The sequence below is a fragment of the Pseudoalteromonas sp. ABE4_541 genome (genome assembly GCF_056312285.1).
The window spans coordinates 81,598-103,609 of sequence record NZ_JBSVEM010000004.1 but is presented as its reverse complement, the minus strand read 5'-3'; the positions used below and the strand labels follow the sequence as shown (position 1 = coordinate 103,609).

General features: G+C 42.7%; 2 protein-coding genes. Both read left to right on the top strand.

All coding sequences use genetic code 11. The features are described 5' to 3' along the window. Nucleotides 1–9,876 (top strand): amino acid adenylation domain-containing protein, encoded by a 9,876-nt coding sequence (locus tag ACW689_RS05495; protein ID WP_476289137.1) that lies wholly within the window; start codon nt 1–3, stop codon nt 9,874–9,876. After that, complete coding sequence (locus ACW689_RS05490; RefSeq protein ID WP_476289135.1) at nt 9,876–21,962, top strand: amino acid adenylation domain-containing protein; 12,087 nt, start codon at nt 9,876–9,878, stop codon at nt 21,960–21,962. The genes ACW689_RS05495 and ACW689_RS05490 overlap by 1 nt, the downstream gene beginning before the upstream one ends. Nucleotides 21,963–22,012 lie beyond the last annotated feature (50 nt).

Here is a 22,012-nt window from a genome sequence, read left to right as displayed (position 1 = left end):
ATGGATAATTTAGCAATTAAAAACCTGTTGGATGAGTTAGATAGTTTAGGCATTTATATTTATCTACAAGATGGACGCTTAAAGCTTCGAACTAAGCTAAGTGCTGTACCAAGTGAGCATCTGACGCGTATTAAAGCAAATAAAACGGCACTGATTGCTTACATGCAACAGCATGACCAAAAACAAGGTCCATTATCAAGCGCCCAAAAGCGGATCTGGTTTATCTCTGAATATGAAGAGAATTCGGCTGCATACAATATGTCTGGCCTTATTGAGTTTTCACAACCGCTAGAAGAAGCAACTTTAGAACAGGCGCTTAATCGTCTATTGGCAAAACATCAGATATTGAGAAGCAACTTTGCAATGGGTGAAAACGGCCCAGTGCAAAAGGTAAATGATTCACATTATCTTAGCCTTAGTACATTGGAAACCAAGGGTTTGGATTGCAAAGAAAGCATTGCTCACTTATTGCGAGATGAACTTACATACAGCTTTGATTTGAGTGAAGAGTTATTACTTCGTGCGGTTTTGATCACGGGAGAAAGGCAGGAAAAGGGACGTTGGTTTTATGTTGCGATGCACCACATTATCGCCGATGGTTGGTCTGTCGGATTATTCGTGCAAGCCTTACTTGATGAGCTGGCTGAGTTATCATTGGATGACGAGGGGGCTTTACAATACCTAGATTACGTGCACTGGGAGCGACAGTATCGCCAAAGCGATGAGTATCAAGCGCAGCTACACTATTGGCAAACATCGCTTTTGGGTATGAGCTTATTTGAGTTACCCACTTGCTATCCAAGGGCTTCAAACAAAACGTATCACGGTAGTCATGTTCACTTTGTGCTCGATCAAGAAATACTTACGCATGTCGATACTGTCTGTGCCCACTTAGGTGCAACTCGGTTTGTTGTCTTAATCGCCTCTTTTTATGGCTTGCTATATCGATACAGCCAACAATCTGACATTACGATTGGTGTACCAGTTTTAAATCGCGATCAGAGCGAGTTCGATTCAATGATCGGATGTTTTATCAATACATTACCCTTGCGACTTAAGCTGCCAAGTGAGCAGAGTTTCACACAGCTCGTCGCATTGACGCAAAATTTGGTAAAGCAGTCGTTGGCTAATCAAAATGTTGCCATAGAAGACATCATCAGCAAGCTAAATTTACCCAAATCCAGTGCTCATTCTGCGCTGTTCCAAGTTTTGTTTAATTATAACGGGGTAGCGCTTGATACCTTATCAGCTGATGGCTTATCAGCGCGTTTACATCCACTTGATAATGATACTGCTAAGTTTGATTTGACTTTGACTATCAATGAAAGTGCTCAAGGGTTGGAATGTGTTTTTGATTATAGTGCGTCATTATTTGACGACGTATTGATAGAGCGCATGGGTCAAGACTATGAAGCTTTAGTTAAGGCGCTTTGTAGTGACACTGAGCTAAATTTGAGTGAACTTGTGCTGCCAAGTCATCAAATAAATCCTATACGAAGTCACAAGCATGCGTTATTAACGCCTTTACCTGAACTGATAGCCTCTACAGCCGAGTCAAAGCCAAGCCAAATTGCGCTAATTGATGGGGATAAATCGCTAAGCTACACGCAACTTATCGCTCAAAGCTCAGCACTAGCAAGCAATATTAACCAACAAGATGCATTTGCTAATGAGCGCTTTGTTGCCATTTTGGTGGATGGCCATAGCGAGTCAATTGTTGCTATGTTGGGCGTTATGTTCAGCGGCCGCGCGTATTTACCTATTGATATAAACACACCCACTGAACGCATCATTGAATTACTTAAACAAGCCACTTGCAAAAACGTTGTCGTATTAAATGAATTTGCACTAAAGCAAGGCATTCGGGTGGGGTTAGATGAAGTTGATGTTATCGTTCACTCGTTGACAGAATTAGTTGCCGATCAAAGGGCACATGCAAGTCCAGAGGTAAAACTAAACAGCGATGATTGTGCGTATGTGATCTTTACTTCAGGTACAACCGGCAAACCAAAAGGTGTTATGCTCTCGCACAATGCGCTATCTCATTATGTAGCCAGTATCTCGCAGGTCTTATCCTTTGATGAAAATACCCGCTCGGCCGTAGTGACAGGTTTAGCAACTGATCTTTGCTTAACCGGTATTTACCCAGTTTTAGCAAGTGGCGGCACGGTGATACTAAACCAGACAGAATCAGGTCATTTAGAGCCTAATGACATGATTGCGCAATTGGCGCGAACACAAACTAACTTTATAAAAATTACGCCATCGTTCGCGTCAGAGTTGTTGCCCTTTTTACGTACTGCGGACCATTTGCCACCAATAAAACAGTGGGTGTTAGGCGGTGAACCACTCACCGAACAGACTGTCGCACAAATTCGTGCGTTATACCCTAATGCCGTGCTCGTTAACCATTATGGTCCTACAGAATCTTGTATCGGGGTAACCTGTAATGTCTTGAGCTCAGACTCAACAACCAATTGGGGTAGCTTTAGCATTGGTAAGCCGCTCGCGCATGTACAGACGTTGGTGCTAGACGCATCGCAGCGGCCTGTCACACAAGGCATGCCCGGTGAGTTATACATTGGTGGTGCAAGTTTAGCGCTTGGCTACATTAATGAAGTAAAAATGAGTGAAGACGCATTTATAACGTTAAGTGGTGATAACGATGAGCCGGTGCGATTTTATCGCACTGGTGACAAGGTGAGAGTGAATGCATGTGGAGAGCTGGAGTATCTTGGACGCTTGGATAACCAGCCGAAAATACGGGGTTTTAGAGTTGATATATTAGATGTAGAGGCGAAGCTAAAGTCACTTGCTATTGTTAGTAATGCAGCCGTTACGTGCAAATTCATTGCTGAGCAAGCCGTGTTAGTGGGTCACGTTGTCGCTTATGAGACAAATAGGACCGACACGCAACTAATGCACGACATCAAAATCGCGCTCAAAGCTTTGTTGCCAGAGCCGATGATCCCAAGCGTATTGGTGCTCTGTGAGCAGTTACCAATGCTGACTAACGGGAAAATTGACCGTAAAGAACTGGCGCAACGCACTGTTCAAATCACCCAATCAGTTTATGTGGCGCCGACTACGCCATTGCAAACGCAACTGGTGGAAATTTTTACGCAGCTGACCGAATGCGTCAATGTAGGCATTCACGATGACTTCTTTGCCATTGGCGGCCATTCATTGTTGGCGATGAAATTAATCAATTGTATCCGTGATGAATTGGGTTACCCCATGTCACTTAAAGCAGTATTTGCAAATCCTACTGTGGCTGATATTGCGCAATATCTTGAAGCTCAGCCAATGGACTTTGTTAGTGACTCTGTGTATGCAATGAGCAGCTACGACGGTCAATTTCCGTTGTCGTTTTCTCAGCAGCGTTTGTGGTTTGTAGATCAGATGCAAGGACATAGTCGTCAATACAACTTACAAGGTGTGTTTACTTTGTCGGGTGTGGTTGATCTGCAAGCGCTGGAGCGCTCATTTGCAGATGTCATAGATGCGCATAAGGTCCTTGCTTTTAACTTTTTTACTGACGCCAATGGGGAGCTGATTCAAAGGTATAACCCTCAATGGCAATTTCACTTGAAGACACAGTCGCTAAGTGGGATGCCTGAAACTTTACAAGCGCAAGCAATTGACGAAATCATAGATCAGGATTATCAGCTCAGTTTTGACCTTAGCAAAGATTTACTAATAAGAGCCCAGCTGATTGAGCTTGGTGATCTTAATCATTTATTGATGGTCACTATGCATCATATTGCCTCTGACGGCTGGTCGATTGCTTTGTGTTGCCAAGCGCTTTCACAGGCATATCAAACGCGTTTACTCAATGAACATGGGCAAATATCCACACCTTCACACAGCTATCTTGACTTTGCACTTTGGCAACGAGAACAAGAACAAAAAGGGGGATGGCAGCGTGACTTGGATTATTGGCAAGAAAAATTAGCACAACTTCCTAAAGTTCATGAATTACCAACCGATTTTGAGCGAGGCAATACCAAGCTTCAAGGCGGCGGGCTGCTTGTTCGTCATTTACCTTCGACTCTCTCATCATTAGTTAAGCAGTATGTCGGGCAATCAGGGAACTCTTTATTTTTGGTGTTGCACACCGTCTTTAATCTTTGGCTTAGTAGAGCGAGCGGCCAATCATTTAGTATTATAGGCACGCCTGTTTCGGGCCGAGAACGAAAAGAATTTGAAGCCATTATTGGTAATTTTATTAATACGTTGGTGCTCAAAAATGAATTTACCGACGAGGCAACATTTGAACAGGTGTTGGCAAGTTGCAAAGTCACGTTATCGGATGCAATCGCGCATCAACAAATTCCCTTTGACTTACTTGTGGATGAACTATCGGGTGAGCGCAGTATTGCTATCCACCCGCTTATGCAAATCGTATTTCGTGTAAATAATCAGGTGAATGAGACACTTAAGCTACAAGGCTTAGCAGTTGATAATTACGAGGTGACAACACGTCATGCCAAACTCGACCTAGAAGTCAGTATTATTGATGAAGGCGATAGACTTAAAACGGAGTGGCTGTTCGATAGCGCTCTTTGGTTAGACGCGAGCATTGAGCGCTTTTTTGAGCAGTATTGTTATGTACTTGAGCAGTGCCTGAAAACGCCACTTAAATCGTTTAAAGAAATTCAGTTATGTCCTATCAATGAACGCAAACGTTTATTAGAGTTTGCGCAAACACTGGATATTGAATTATCTCATTCTAAGCGTTGGGAGCAGAAGTTTTCGCAGATTGCGGCCTTGTATCCTCAAAAAGTGGCCGTGCAATGTAATGACACAAAGATCAGCTATTCGCGCATAGAGGAGAGTGCAAATAGGCTTGCCCACTGTTTTATGGAAATGGAATTTGAGCCACAAAGTCGTATTGGTATCTTGCTTCCATCTTGTCCTGAAATGGTCACTGTCATGTTGGCTATCTTAAAGGCTAACCATGTCTATGTACCGTTACATATGGACACGCCAGTCAATGGACTCGCGGCAATTGTTGAAGACGCTCAAATGTCGATGATTTTGGCATTTAGCGCAGACAGTGAAAAATTAATAGACAGTGGTACCGACTTTTTGTTACTCGATGATTTGTTCGACGAAGAGTCAAACTTTTCCGGCTATCCGACCTGCGCAGTACAGCATGATGTACCAATCGATAGTACGCAGTTGTGTTATATCATTTATACTTCGGGCTCGACGGGGCGGCCGAAGGGCGTTGCCATCAGCCATGATAATTTAAATACCTATCTAGCGCATGCAATCGATCAATATTTCCAAGAAACACCTTTGCTGAGTACTTCCGTCGTCAGCACACCTTTGGCATTTGATGCCACTGTAACGTCTTTGATCCCACCACTAGTTAAAGGCTTAACGGTAAATATTGTACCTGCAGGCGCGCAGCAAATGTCGACTTTACACTCGCTGATGATGAACTCAACGCAACCTATGCTGTTTAAGATCACGCCAGCACACTTGCGCATTATCAATCTACTTTCCACCGCAAAGCCGTGTATGAATGCCCATACTTTAGTCATAGGTGGGCAAGCCTTGACGAGTGAATTGGTTGTACAGCTAAGAAAGCATTTGCCAAATGGTCGGATCATTAACGAATATGGTCCAACTGAGACAACGGTAGGCTCGAGTGTTCATGTTGTTGAGCCTTCGCAACCAATAGAGGTTATCAATCGCTATACAGATATTCCAATCGGTTTACCTATTCATGGCGCGACGATGATGGTTGTTGATAAGTTCGGCAAGCCAGCACCTATCAATAGTGTTGGTGAGCTACTCATAGGGGGAAGCGTCGTCAGCTCGGGATATCTCAATCGTGATGACTTGAATGAACGGGCATTTATAGATGTTACGTTACATGATTCAGGCACTCAACAGCGATTTTATCGTACCGGTGATATGGTGAAATGGGTTGAAGTTAGCCAAACCGGCAATCTATATTTACGATATTGTGGCAGAAAAGATGAACAACTTAAGCTACGAGGTTATCGTGTAAACGTTGGCGCGATATGCCACCATGCCAATTCATTTCCCGCAATTAAAGACTCCGCGGTAACGTATAACAAGGAGCAAGAAACATTATGTTTGCACTTTTGCTGCGATAAAGCGAATTCCGTTGATATTACGCATCTTAAAGCTTTTTTAGCGACATGCTTACCACCCTATATGATCCCGAGTCGCTTTGACCAAGTCAGTGAAATTCCTATTAACCGTAACGGCAAGGTTGATCTAAAAGCATTGCAAGATCACTTGGTTGCAGAGGACAAACTAGCATCAGAAAGAGTGGATTTAAGCACCCTAAGCCCGTTACAAGCTTATTTATTACAGGCATTTACAAAACTTTTAAAACGTGAAGATATAACACTCACAGATGGATTTTTTGAACTCGGTGGTCACTCTTTACTCGCTATTCGGCTTATTAATCAAATACGTCAAGACAAGCATTATGACATCACTTTAGAGCAGCTATTTAAAACACCAAGTGTGAATACGTTAGCGATCGCGCTAGAATCATGTGCTCCTATAATGAGTGAGAATCGCATAGCTCCGGTATCGCGAGCTCAACGCCTTCCACTATCGTATGCTCAACAACGTGTTTGGTTAATTGACCAGTTACAGCAAGGAAGTGTCCAATATCATATGCCAGCGACATTTGAAATTACTGGTCGTCTTGATATTAAAGCAGTTAGCAAAGCGCTTGAGCAAATAATCGAGCGACATGAAGTGTTACGCACGATAATAATACCCGGCAGTAAAGGGGAAGAACCTGAGCAAGTCATTAATGACAAATTTCAAGTGCCGTTGCTTGTATCAGAGCTACCTGAGACAAATATTTACGACCAGCAGACAAAATTACAAGCGCTTCTAAGTGCCTGTGAATCTGCGCCTTTTGATCTGACTTGTGACGTGCTGCTAAGGGTTAACTTGTTTTGCTTATCACCCACACGTTATTACTTGCACTTTAATATGCATCATATTGCCAGTGATGGATGGTCAATGTCATTGTTGACGAAAGAGTTTGTTGCTTTTTATCGGCATTTTTCGGGCGAGGTGAATTATACGCTGTCACTTGAGCAAGCGCATCCACTTGGCGTTCAATATGCAGACTTTGCTTACTGGCAAAGAAGTGGGGCTCACAAAGCTAAAGTAGGCGCTTCGCTTTCGTATTGGCAACAGCAACTTGTTGATTGTCCATCATTACATCAGCTACCGTTAGATTTTCCTAGACCCAAAGTACAATCTTTGTCTGGTCAAAGTTATACATGCTTTATTCCTAACAACCTTGTCACGCTTATCAATGAACAGTGTAGAGCCCACGACGTCACGTTGTTTATGTGGCTGCAAAGTGTATTTGCACTATTTGTGATGCGATATAGCGGGGCGACGGATGTGTTAATTGGTTCTCCAGTTGCAGGGCGGGAGCAGAGTGAAGTTAAAGATCTCATAGGCTTTTTTGTTAATACCATCGTGATCCGTTCTAGTACGAAAACGAACACTCGCTTTAACGAATTTTTGCTACAGCAAAAACAGATTATTATTGACGCCTTTACCCACCAATCTGCGCCGTTTGAAAAAGTGGTAGAGTTAATTCAACCAGAGCGAGAGTTAAGTCATCAGCCACTTTTCCAGATTTTATTTGCGCTGCAAAACAATGAACAGACAGAGTTTACATTGCCAGATTTGGATATTTCGCTTATCCAACCTACACATCACAATATGAAGTTTGATTTGGAATTAAACGCGATGGAATGTGAACGGGGTATAGAATTACGATGGAACTACAGTACGAGTTTGTTTAAAGAGCGGACTGTTATTGCGATGTCTGAAGCGTTTTACACATTGGTGAGTCAATTAGCCGAAAACGCCAATCTGGTCATTGAGCAAGTACCTTTGCTAAGTCAAAGGCAAGCGCATGAATTATTAAATGTGCATCAACTGCAAAAGCCGTACGACAAAACGCCAATTCATGCGCGTTTTGACGCTGTTGTACAACAAAATCCCGAGCAAATTGCGATATCAGATGCCTATGGTATTGAGCTCACATATCAACAGCTGCAACGAAAGTCAGCACAACTTGCAAGTTATCTCGTGACTCAAAATGTGAAGCCTGGGGATTATGTCGCGATTTGTATACCACCATCATGCGATTCAATAATCGCAATGTTGGCAGTGTTGCAGCTAGGCGCTGCGTATATTCCCATTGACTCAAAACTACCTAAATCCCGTTGTGCTTATATTATACAAGATAGCGACGCGCGAATACTGATCACAACCCAAGCGTTATTAGTTGATGTGCCTGACATCTGTGTGCTAGCCATTGATGATACAACTCAATGGGAAAATACACCGCTGTTAACAAGTTGGCCAGTTGTACATCCTGATCAGCAAGCCTATGTGATTTACACATCGGGTACAACAGGGCAGCCCAAAGGTGTCGCGATCACCCATGCAAACCTTGCGCTTTATCTAGACCATGCCATAACACACTATTTACCAGAACACATAGCTCGCAGTGTTGTTAGCACACCGCTTGCGTTTGATGCAACGGTAACCGCAATTTGGGCGCCTTTGCTCAAAGGGCTTTGTGTTGAAATGCTTAGCGATGGAGATGAACTGCTAGAAATATTGGCAATAAAGCTATTCGATTCACGTCCATCATTATTCAAGCTAACACCAGCGCATTTACAAGGCATGATTGACTATGCACCAAAAGAGAGCGGTGAAGCGTTACATCAAGTTGTGGTTGGTGGTGAGGCATTTAATATGCAATTGCTTAATAAACTAGTTGAGAAGCTACCCAATTGCGACTGGTACAATGAATATGGCCCAACGGAAACGACCGTTGGCACGAGTCTATTCCACTGTGATGCACACAAACTGACCAAGTTGAATCAAACGCGTAAAACCTCGGTACCAATAGGTACGCCTATTGCTAATACACAGCTGTTGGTTTTAGACGAAAACCAGCAACTTGCTCCCATCGGTGTGGTTGGTGAGTTGTATATTGGGGGAGAAAACCTCTCTTCAGGTTATCTGAACAAAAGTACGTTAACCGAGGAAAAGTTTGTGATGTTGCCTTTTGGCGAACACGGGCAGTTAAAGCGGTTTTATCGTAGTGGTGACAAGGTAAGTTGGGTTGCGGATAACAACCAAGCACCAGCATACTTGCAGTTTTTTGGACGCGTGGATCATCAAATAAAGCTTCGCGGCTATCGCATTGAGCTAGCTGATATCGAAAGCCAGTTGCATAAGCTTGCACAAATTGAGCAAGCTTTTGTCGCGCTTGATGAAAAGGGCGACAACCTCGAGGCCTTTTTGTTGCCTAGCGCTCAATTATTGTCATCTGTCTTAAACGAAAACAGTGAATTACCAAGCATTTTGAGTAAAGAGCTCGCTGCAACGCTTATGTCGGAGCTTTTGCACGTGTTACCCAGTTACATGCTGCCCAGTCGCTTTATTGTATTAGATGAAATGCCTGTCACCAGTAATGGCAAAAAAGACCATCGTAAACTGAAAGCAATTTCGGCTCAGTGCTTAACGCCGACTCAAAATATAAGCCCGCGTAACGAGTTTGAGCAATCGTTACAAAGCATTTTTATCTCAATCCTTGATGTGCCTTCGGTGGGGATAACGGATGACTTTTTTGCGCTAGGTGGGCATTCCTTGCTGGCAACACAATGTGTGGCACTCATAAAAGAACAGCTAGATATTGATATGCCGACAAGGGTGCTATTTGAACGCCCAACGATAATGGCGCTTTCTCAATGGTATGCCATCTCTCAAGCAGTCAACGAGGCAAACCCCAAAGACAGTGAAACGGACAATTCTGAAGAGATGTTTTTGTAATGAATGAACAAACTTTAATGATAGAAAGCTTGATAGCCGAGGCACTTGAAGCCGGTGTTACGTTATACGAAAAAAACGGTGGACTGGCTTTTAAGCAAAAACAGGGTTTTCCTGAAGACTTAAAAGCGCGGGTTGTTGCTAATAAAGCAGATATTATTGAGTACTTTCAGAAGCAGCATTTTACGAATACTAAAAACAAAATAAGCCAAGTTGAACGGCTCGAAAAGGTGCCTAGGCAAGTGCCCATCCCTTTAAGTTTCGCGCAAGAAGGGTTGTGGTTTATCGAGCAGTTGCAGGGGTCAAAGCAGTATTACATGCCGGCCGAATTCAAATTACAAGGCAAGTTAAATGTAGCTGGGTTTGAGTATGCGATATCTAAGGTCATTGAACGCCATGAGATCCTAAGAACGAACTTTGTTGAGGACGAAACAGGGCTACCGCATCAGGTAATATCTGAGTCAATAGCAACGCCTTTTACTTGGCACGATATCAGCGAGCTTGAAGAAAGCGACAAGCTTGCCTTTTCAAACAAGCTCAAGCAGACGTACTTCGATGAGCCTTTTGATTTATCGACAGGCGCTTTATTGCGCGTGTTACTTGTATCGGATAATGAACAGCATTGGCTTGCTTTTAATATGCATCATATTATTTCAGATGGTGCATCTTTGGCCTGTTTAGTTGGTGAAATTGTTGCTTTTTACAGTGCTTTTTTAACCGGAGAACAAAGGCTCACTCTACCAAAACTCGAACTGCAATATGCGGACTACGCAAACTGGCAGCGAGAAAATTTTACACCGCAGCGATTGCAGCAAATCAGCGCTTTTTGGCAAGAGAAGCTTGCCGATATAGAACCTATTCAGTCTTTGCCCTGTGATAGAGCAAGGCCTGCGGTTCAAAAGTTACAGGGCCAGATATTTCGCCAACAGCTTAGTTCTTTATCCATCTCGAATTTACAAACGCAAGCGAGTAAGTCCGGTGTTACACCATTTATGTGGGTTTTAAGCTGCTTTATGCTGTTTATTGGCCGGATAAGTCAAAGTGACAGTGTGGCCGTTGGTACGCCTGTCTTGGGCCGAAGTCAGCCTGAGCTGGCAGACCTCATAGGTTTATTTGTTAATACACTGGTGGTCCATGGTCAATTGCACGATGAGTTACCGTTTAATGAATGGCTAAAAATTCAAAAAGAGACCATTTTACAGGCATTTGAGTACCGAGAAATGCCGTTTGATAAATTGGTTGAAGGGTTGAAATGCGAACGAGATTTGAGTCATCATCCCTTGGTACAAATTTTATTTACGCTAGAGCAAAATCAAGACCGTGCGTTTAATCTACCAGGCGTAGTCGTAGAGCCAATCGTCAGCTCTTCGACGCAAAGCTGTGCAATCAAATGTGATTTAGAATTGAATGTTCAATTAAATCAAGAAGGTGCAACGCTTAATTGGAAATTTGATAGTGCGCTGTATGATTTAGAAACGATACAGAACTGGGCAAACAGTTTTGAAGTAATGCTTAGTCATACTTTAATCAACTCAGATACACCTTGCGCAAAACTTCCGTTGTTGAATGACCAACAGCGCCATGAACTATTGCTAAAAAGTAGTGCTAAGCGTGCGCAATGGCCACAAAATGAAACCCTTGTTAGTTTGTTTGATAAGGTATGCAAAAAATATCCTGATAATATCGCGCTCACTGATGGTCAGTCGCAGCTTACTTACAGTCAGCTGGCACTTAAAGTAGATAATCTAGCCTATACATTAGCTCAACAGGGTGTTAAACCTGGATTGTGTATTCCGATTAGTGTAAGTCGTACAAACGAGTTAGTTGTGTCCTTGTTGGCTACCATTAAAGTGGGGGCCGCTTATGTACCTATTGACCCACAATATCCGCTTGAGCGTATCAACTATATTGTCAAAGACATCGATAGTGACTTTTTGATTTGTGATCAAAGTTGTGCCGTAGAATTTTCTAGTCTCGCTGAGAAGGTTATTAATATCGATGACCTTGAGTATGATAAAAACTTCCAGAACGTGACGCCCGATGTTGGTGTACGACCCGAAGACTTGGCTTATATCATTTATACCTCTGGTACCACAGGCCAACCAAAAGGTGTGCAGATTGAGCACCGTCATGTGGTGCGGTTACTGTTTACTGAGCCTAGCCTATTTGATTTTAGTAGTTCAGATATATGGACGCTATTTCATTCATTTTGTTTTGATTTCTCGGTATGGGAAATGTATGGGGCGTTGCTGTTTGGTGGCAAGCTGGTTGTAATAAACCAAGAAACAAGTAAAGACTCGCAAGCATTCGCACAATGTTTATTGGATAACCAAGTAACCGTATTGAATCAAACACCCAGTGCATTTTATGTGCTTCAGCAGAGCCTTTTGGCTATGCCAGAAGAATCGCTGTCAGATTGTCACATTCGTTACGTTATTTTTGGTGGAGAAGCATTATCGCCATCCAAAATAAAGCCTTGGTCACAACAGTTCACACGGTGTCAACTCATCAACATGTATGGGATCACGGAAACAACTGTCCATGTAACGTATAAAAAAATCACACAGCAAGAAATAGAGCGAGGTACAAGCAACATCGGCAAGCCCATTCCGACAACATTTTGTTATGTGTTGGATAAAGAACAGCAATTGCTACCAGTAGGCGCTATTGGTGAGTTATACGTTGGTGGAGAGGGCGTTTGCAGAGGCTACTGGCAACGTGAAGGGCTCAATCAAACACGCTTTATCGAGGATACTTACTCTCATGATGCGGGTAAGAAACTGTATAAATCGGGAGATCTTGTTCGTTATTTACCAAATGGCGAACTCGTTTACATTGGGCGAGCGGATGATCAGGTAAAGGTACGAGGGTACCGCATTGAACTTGGAGAAATTGAAAATCAACTAAGAACGCATCCTTGGTTAGATGAAGTTGCTGTATTGCTAGATAAGACACACCACACTGGCGCACGGATCTGTGCTTTTGCGGTGGTCAATAAACAAGCGCAATTTGATTCACTAAGCAGTCAGCTTAAGCAGTACCTGCGTTTAACTCTGCCCGAATTTATGTTGCCAAGTGGTTTTGTTGCTGTAGACACGATACCACTGACACATAATGGCAAAGTGAACAAAAAGGCGCTATTGGCACTGGACATAGACGAAGATGAAAAAGAACAGTTTTGTCCTCCAAGAAGTCCTGTTGAACAGATCATTGCTGAATGTTTTGAACAGGTATTACAGGTATCAAAAGTCGGGCGTGAAGGCCATTTTTTCCGGCTGGGCGGTCATTCACTATTAGCCACTCAGCTGGTGACGCATTTACGTGAAAGAGCAAAGCTGAACATTTCTTTGAAGGATTTATTCCAACAGCCTCAAGTTAAGAGCCTTGCGCTTTATGCTCAACAAAATAACGATTCTGCCGAGCTAGTAACTCAGATCCCAATTGTTTCCAAAGATCAGCCATTGCCTCTGTCGTTTGCGCAACAGCGGCTGTGGAGCATAGATCAAATCCAACAAGGTAGCCTCGAATATCATATGAGCGCTGCATTTGATATCAAAGGAAGATTAAATGTAGATGCGTTTACACAGGCTTGGAACGCCATTGTAATGCGTCATGAGGTGTTGAGAACCAATATAAGGTCGCTCAGTAATGGGGAGCCGCATCAGGTTATATCTGATTTACCTTTAAACCCGGTGCAATATGTCGATGCCAGTGCACTTAATGAAGTACAAAAGCAAAGACTGTGGCTAAAAGTATTACGAGATGATGGACAAACACCCTTTGATTTAGAGCAGGACTTAATGCTTAGGGTTGTGTTGGTTAAGGAAAGTCGTGAGGCATATAAGTTGCTGATAAACACGCACCATATCGCCTCTGACGCAAAGTCGTTAGATATTTTAGTGAAAGAGTTTACGCACTACTATCAATGCTTTGCTCATGAGCAAGCGCTTCCCGAGTTTTTACGTGAACCCCTTGCTATCCAGTATGCCGATTATGCCAGTTGGCAGCGCGATAGTTTGGCTGGTAAAAGGCTGGAATCAGATAACCTATTTTGGTTAAAGCATTTGAAAGGTGCACCGCCAATTCATCAATTACCCTTGGACAACCCACGCACTAAACAGTTAAAAACGAATGGCGATGTGCATGTCCAATATTTCGATGAAATACTGACATCACAACTTAGAGCGCATTGTCAGCGTTTGGATATTACAACATTTACTTGGCTACATAGCGCATTCTCATTGCTCGTGGCGCGTTTAAGCCAAACTCACGATGTAGTCATTGGTTCTCCATTTTCAGGTCGAGAACACAGCCAATTAGATGCCCTTATCGGTTTCTTTGTCAATACGCTACCGATTAGAACGCAGTTTAGTGATTCTATGAGTTTTGAAGCCTTACTGCTCCAGCAAAAAGCAGTTTTGCAAGAAATACATCTACACCATGCTATGCCCTTTGAGCAAATAGTTGAAAGCTTAGGGCTTAATCGAGACTTATCTCATCAAAGTGTTTTTCAGCTGTCTTTTTCGCTTAATCCAGACCTCGATACTGAGTTACATTTGCCGAGCATAACAATAAATGCACAACAAGCGTCGGCTACAAAAGTGAAGTTTGATATAGAACTGAGTTGTTCTAAACAAGATAAAGGGTTGCGCTTTAGCTGGGCTTATAACACCTCGTTATTTGAAAGGAAAACGATTGAAACGCTTTCACTAGCATTTGAAGTACTTGTTAAGCAAGTACTTAACCGACCACAACAGGCCGTAGGTTCAATTCCGTTAACGGATGAGGCGCATACGAATGAATACGCAATATGTGGTAAACAAACGGGGTTGCCAGAGTTCTGTTCGGTGGTTGAGTATATTGAAGAGCTTGCCAATGCCGCAGATAGCCGGACGCTAGTGGCTGTGAAAGAGCCCTGTTCAGGCCAGGAAATAAACTATCAACGATTACACAACCGCAGTGATGAACTGGCAAAATATCTTGTGTTGAAAGGATTGGTGTTTGAAGAGCGTGTGCTTATCAGCATGCATAGTGGTATCGACTTGGTGGTTGCGATGCTGGCGGTTATGAAAGCAGGTGGTTGTTATGTCCCCGTTGATCCCAATTACCCTCTATCTCGCGTTGAGCACATAGTTCAAGACAGTGGTGCAAAGTGGCTTATTTCACAGACGGAATATGTTGATAAATTGATAGGAACTTGCCCTGATAGAGATTACTTCCTATGCATCGATGATTATCAGCATGAAACCAGAATACTTGAAGCGACAAGGAACTTTGTTCAACTTCCAAGTATTCGCGCCGACCAATTGGCCTATGTGCTTTATACATCGGGCACTACTGGGAAACCCAAGGGGGTTATGATCCCTCATCAAGGGCTGGTTAACCTTTGCAGTTGGCACAAAAGGGCTTTTGAAGTGACCGAGCAAAGTGTAGCCACACAAACAGCGAATATAGCGTTTGATGCAGCGACGTGGGAAATATGGCCATACTTAAGCGTTGGGGCAAGTGTAGTGAGTATATCTAAAGCTCAACAAAACGACCCAGAGCAATTGTCTTCATTACTGAGTCATTACAAGGTAACACATTGCTTTTTGGCAACGCCTATTGCGGAAGTTGTGCTGTCAGATGATAGTTTTACCCCTGAATTCTTAAAATATCTCCTGGTCGGTGGGGACAAGTTAGGGCCTTTAAATTCGCACCAATTTCCATTTTCTGTGGTAAACAATTATGGTCCTACTGAAACATCAGTAGTGGCAACTTCAGGTATTGTAGAGTCAACGCCTGAGGAGACCCCTGATATTGGCCTACCTATTGATAACACAGAGCTATTCATTTTAGACAACCATCGGCAGTTGACCCCTTTGGGTATGATCGGTGAGCTTTATATTGCGGGACGAGGTTTAGCGAGAGGCTATTTAAACAATATACATCTTAGTGAAGAACGCTTTGTTACGCTTAATTTGGCTAATAAGCGCCCCGTTAGGGCCTACAAAACGGGTGACTTAGTACGCCGCCTGCACAATGGCCGAATTGCCTACATTGCTAGAAATGATAGCCAAATTAAGCTAAGGGGCTATCGCATTGAGTTGAGCGAGATAGAGCATGTGCTTACGCAGGTAAGTGAAGTGCAAGAGTGCGTTGTGCAAATTTTCACGCGGGGTAATACCAATAGCTTAGTTGCTTTTGTCACGACGGATCTACGAGAAGATAAAGCATCACTACCAGAAAAATTAGCCAAAGTCGCCAATGGTTCACTACCGCGATATATGTGTCCTACTCATTACTATGTACTAGATGAAATTCCCTTAACACCACACGGCAAAATTGATGCACAAGCCTTAACCGAGTTTGCACAAGATCAAAAGCGCACTTCATGTGAGTTTGAATCACCAAAGCAAAGTGAGCAGCCAAGCGGTGGGTTTAGTAATCAGCTACTGACTATTTATCGTGATGTACTCAATATGCCTAAATTTGGTTTACATGATGATTTTTTTGCATGTGGCGGTGATTCAATTTTAAGTATTCAAATTGCAAGCAGAGCGCGTGCCGCTGGTTTAGAACTCAAAGTGGTAGATATTTTTAATCATGCGAGCGTGTATCAGTTATTAGAGAATGTGACACCTTTGACTACTGCAACGGGCGCATTTACGGATGAGTCTCCTTTTATTGGCAGTATTGCACCGTTACCTATTCAAAAGTGGTTTTTTGAGCAAAGCTTTGAACAGCCTTCACATTGGAACCAAGCCTTACTATTGTCTATTGACAAAAAAGTGACGAGTGATGACGTTGAGCTTGCTTGGCGTGCTTTGATTGAGCAGCATGACTCATTGCGGTTAGTGGTAAAGGAGCAAAATACAGATGTTGTTTTAGAGGTATTACCAAGCAGCCACTACGACTGTGACGTGCAGCACCAAGATTTATCTTTAGAAATTAATTGGCCAGATACATTTGCACGATTAGCTGATCAGCTACAGGCGAGTTTTTGTTTTGACGGCTCGTCATTGACTCGACTTTGTTTAGCGAAAACCCCTGAAGGTGAAAGCAAAAACCGGTTATTGTTAGTTGTTCATCATTTGTTGATAGATGGAGTGTCGTGGCGTATTTTGTTAGAAGATTTGCAGCAAAGTCTCTATCAGCTTACTCATCATTTGCCTTCACAATTGCCAAAAAGAAGTGCGAATATCGAAAGCGTAGGCAATTTCTTTAAGCAGCTAGCGACTGACGAAACGAATTTAGCCCGCTGGCAGTCTTTGGCAAAAGTGAGTAGAGAAACTCACTTGTTTGCGAATAAAAAAATGAGCCATAGTGATGGAGATGGTCTTCGAAAGGCGCGTTTTACATGCTCTAAACAGCTAACGCAAAATCTGCTTACACAAGGGAGCGTTAAATTTTCGGTTGATTTACAAGTCTCTTTACTCGCAGCCTTACAATGGTGCCTATATAGACATTATCAAACAAATAGCCAAGTCGTGATGCTAGAGGGACATGGTCGAGAATTACTGGGCAACAACCTCGATTGTACAAGAACTACTGGATGGCTGACTTCGCTCTATCCGGCACATCTTTATTGCAATACAGATGACATATCGCTGCTAGTGTGTGACATAAAAGAGCAAGTTGCTCAATTGTCTGCGATAGCCAGTAGTTATGGTGCGCTGAGATACAATCATACTAGCGCTGATGTGCAAACATCCTTATCCATAGATACGCAAGACAAGATATTTTTTAACTACTTAGGTCAGTTAGACGGTTCTCTACAAAATGCAGATTTATTGTCAGATGCCCCTGAGCACATAGGGACACTACATAGCAAAGCTAACCACCTATATTATGCGGTGCAAATGACTGCGGCCATCAGTAATGAATGCCTGTCTGTTACTATTGACTACGATAACAACAATTTTACTGACGATGAAATAAGTCAATTTGTCGCATTACTCGAGCAATCCATTGAAGACATCGAAAGGACCTATTTAGCAACTGACTTGAAAGTATTCACCCCGAGTGATTTTAAATTACTAGAAGGGGTATCAAATTTGCAGATACAAGGTTTACTTGAACCTTTACGTGGTATGCAAATAGAAGACATTTATCCACTTAGTGCCTTGCAACAAGGTATGTGGCTGCATAGTCAAACATCAATATCTGAACAAACGCCATATGTAGAACAAACCGCCATGATGTTTTCGGGTAATTTTGACATTGAAGCATTTTGCTTTGCGTGGGAGCAAGTAATTGCCGAACATAGCATTTTGCGAACTGCGTTTATCAAGGCAAGCCCGGAGCCTTTGCAAGTTGTATTCGAAAAGCCAAGTATTCCCTTATCTATTTCTGACGAACGCTTCGTGTTGAGTGAAGAGGAAGCACTGCGATATCTACATGAGCAATCCCAAAAGGAATATAACCAGGGAGTACAACTCGGCACAGCGCCTGCTATGAGGCTGTGCTTGATCCCTTTTAGTAATGAACATTGTGGATTTATTTGGACATACCATCATATGATTTTAGATGGGTGGTCAATACCCATACTATTATCAAAGCTATTAGGACATTATAAAGCGCGTATCGAAGGAATACGAACGAGCCATAAGGTTGATCGATTTAGTGATTATATTGGCTATTTGAAAGAGACCAGTAACAACCAAGCTCAAGATTTTTGGCAAACTTACTTAAAAGGGGTTGATGAGCCGACCTTACTGAGCGCAGCAATTGCAAACCAAGCTAAGGGTAAACAAGGCACACTAGAAGAACTTCAGCTCACGTTGACCTCACAATTTAATAGCAAAGTAAATGAATTCGCCAAGCAACATAGCATCACAGTTAATCACTTGGTCCAGAGTGTGTGGGCTTATTGGATTAGCGTTTGCTGTAATACGCCATATGCGTTGTTCGGTCAGACCGTGTCTGGACGTCCAACTGACCTAAATGCAGTAGAAACGCGGGTGGGCATGTACATCAATACGCAGCCTGTACGGATAAATATCCCACACAATTCGAGCGTTTTTGACTTCTTGCAAGCAGTTAAACAAAACAGTGCGGGTTTAAATCAACATGTGCACAGCGTACTGACCGATGTACATACTTGGAGTGATATACCCAATGGTACGGAATTGTTTGATGCGCTTTATGTGTTTGAAAACTTCCCCACTGATCCACTGAATAATGTAGAACAGTTGCCATTCGATGTCATTTATCAAGCAAGTCAAGATAATACGCACTACCCAATATCACTCGTTGTGGGTTGCGGTGATTCACTGTCACTGACACTGTGTTATAACACCGCTTTGTTCAGTGACCAGTTAGCTCATGACGCCCTGGGGACACTACAGCATCTACTTGAAGCATTTATTAGTAGTCCAAATACATTACTTTGCCAAATACCTTTGCGCGGTGACGGTGACATCACGCCGGATAAATCTTTATTCCTTCAAGAGTTCCGTTTGTATGGAGCTCAGGGTAAGCGCAGTGTTAGTCAAACTTTCAAAGACACACTTCAGCAGCAATTTGAATTTATTGCACAGCAGTATGCCACGCAAGATGCACTGATGTACTACCATAGTGACGGCGTTTTGAGTATGAGTTATGAGGAGCTCAATATACGAGCGAATCAACTGGCACATTTCCTTAGCCAGCGGTTAACTTTGACAAAGAATACGCAACCTATCATTGGAGTGTGCTTAGGAAGTGGTTTTGAGCTTATTGTCGCTATTTTAGCGAGTTTAAAACTAGGCGCGGCTTATTTACCCATATCGCCTTCATTACCGCTGCAGCGTCGACGGTTTATGCTTGAAAACGCGAAAGCCAGTGCGTTGATCACAAGCCAAAATGAAAAAGCTGAATTTGCTATGACTCAGGTTATCGATTTGCACAAGAGTAAAGCGTTATTAGCGCATATGCCAAAAACTCAGCTTAATCTGCCTTATCATCGCGACGACTTGTGCTATGTAATTTATACATCAGGCACAACAGGGACACCAAAAGGGGTGATGGTTGAGCAGCAAAGTGTGGTGAATTATGTCGAGTTTTTAACTCAAAATTATGCTATTTCATCATCCGACAACTATCTGCAGTTTGCTAGTTGTAGCTTTGATGTATTTGCAGAGGAAGTATTCTGTACGTTATTAAGCGGCGCAACACTGGTGATGTCTGAACAAAGTGAGCTGCTCAACACGGAGTCACTTGGTGCGCTCAGTCGTGAGTGTGAAATTTCCCTGATGAGTTTACCAACCGCTTATTGGCATCAGTTGTGTAATATTCGCGTTGATTTATCAAATAAATTACGACTCATCACCATTGGTGGTGAGGCTATGCAAAGCAGTGCATTATCTGCTTGGCAGCGCAATTACGACGCGAACATTCGCTTGATAAATGCCTATGGCCCAACAGAAGCGACGATATCTGCAACACTCAATGATGTAACGACCTATGAAGGTGAACTGGTGCCCATTGGGCAGCCCGTCGCAAATGTTAACTTACATGTTCTTGATGGGCATCAACGTGCGTTACCGAACTACATCGCCGGTCAGTTGTACATTAGTGGTGTAGCGTTAGCTCGGGGATATTTACATGATGAACAAAGAACCCTACAAAGTTTCATTATTGATGAACAAACCAATAAAAGGCTCTACAAAACAGGCGATAAGGTAAGAGTAACGGTAAATGGAGAAATTGAATATATTGGCCGTGTTGATAAGCAAGTCAAAATAAGGGGTTATCGCATTGAATTGGGCGAGGTCGAAAAATGCATATTGAGCTGTGAACATGTACAAAGGTGCTCGGTCATCGTGCATGAGGATACCTCAAAAACCAATCAATTATATGCTTTTGTCGTTTCAAGTAGTCAGCACCTACAAGAGGACATGATAAAAACGCAATTATCAAGCGAACTACCGGATTACATGGTACCGAGTAAGTTATGGCTGATTGATGAGCTACCAATAACGGTGAATGGAAAAGTTGACCAGACTAAACTACTTGAGCGCGTGTTGCATGATACGGTTAATGCGACTTCACACGCTCCTCCGCAGACTCCCGTTCAAATCGCAATTGCTGAGCATATTTCGTGCTTGCTTAATGTTGAACTTCCAAGCATTGATGATGACATTTTTAATTTGGGTATGCATTCTCTGTTGATGATGCGCTTGCTTGGTGAGATAAGCCGTCAGATAGGTATTTCGTTGCCTGTCGAGTTACTCTTTAAAAATCGCACCATCCGATCTTTAAGCAAAGTGATCGAGCAAATACAGCAAAAAAGAAATCGTGATTCAATGGGCAATGCGCCAGCTACATTAGTATGTTTGCAGGCGGGGCAAAAAGGGTATACGCCCATCGTTTTGGTAGCTGGTGCTGGTGGTTTATTAATATCATTTCAGGCGCTTTTAGAGCGTTTAGATGAGCGTATACCAGTGTATGGGTTACAACCGGACGAAATTGCACACGATGACGATTTAATCAGTTCACTTAGCGCAACAGCAAAGCATTATGTGAGTGCATTAAACAAACTAAAGCTTAACGATAGAGTAAGCCTTGTTGGGCATTCTTTCGGTAGTTTCATTGTGCATGAAATGGCGTGTCAGCTAAAACAAGACCAAGCTAGCGCGGTATCTATGTATGTTTTAGACACCCCCGTTTCTGTGCAAAATGTAACTCAAGTGCATCGCGATCAGAGCGATTTATATTTGCTTAACAATCTATGTGACTTTTTCTCATTGAAAGCGGAACAAAGCGAACTTAACGCTTATATTAAACTACCAATAACACATCGAAGTGCGTGGTTATCTAACTACTTAAGTAACCAAGGCTACTACTTCTCAGAGCCGCAACTAGAAAGCTTTTCGAAAGTTTTTCATGCACAGCTTAATGCGGATATAGGCTTACAAAAATGCGCACTTAATTTTCCAGTGAAAGTCATCAAAGCGAACGAAACGCGTGTCTTTGAGGGAGCAGAATTGGCAGCAGATATGGGCTGGGCGCAGCTTCATGAGAATTTAAAATGCTATGAGATAGATGCTAACCATTTTTCTATGTTGCAGAGTGACCATGTAGGTCAAATTGTAAATATTTTAGAAAATAATTATGTACTCGATTAACGTATTTGACATATGTGTTCTACATTGTAGGCCATACCTAAATAAAGGAT

Coding starts and splice junctions, on each gene's coding strand:
- ACW689_RS05495 (WP_476289137.1), top strand. CDS start 1: ATGGATAATTTAGCAATTAAAAACCTGTTGGATGAGTTAGATAGTTTA.
- ACW689_RS05490 (WP_476289135.1), top strand. CDS start 9,876: ATGAATGAACAAACTTTAATGATAGAAAGCTTGATAGCCGAGGCACTT.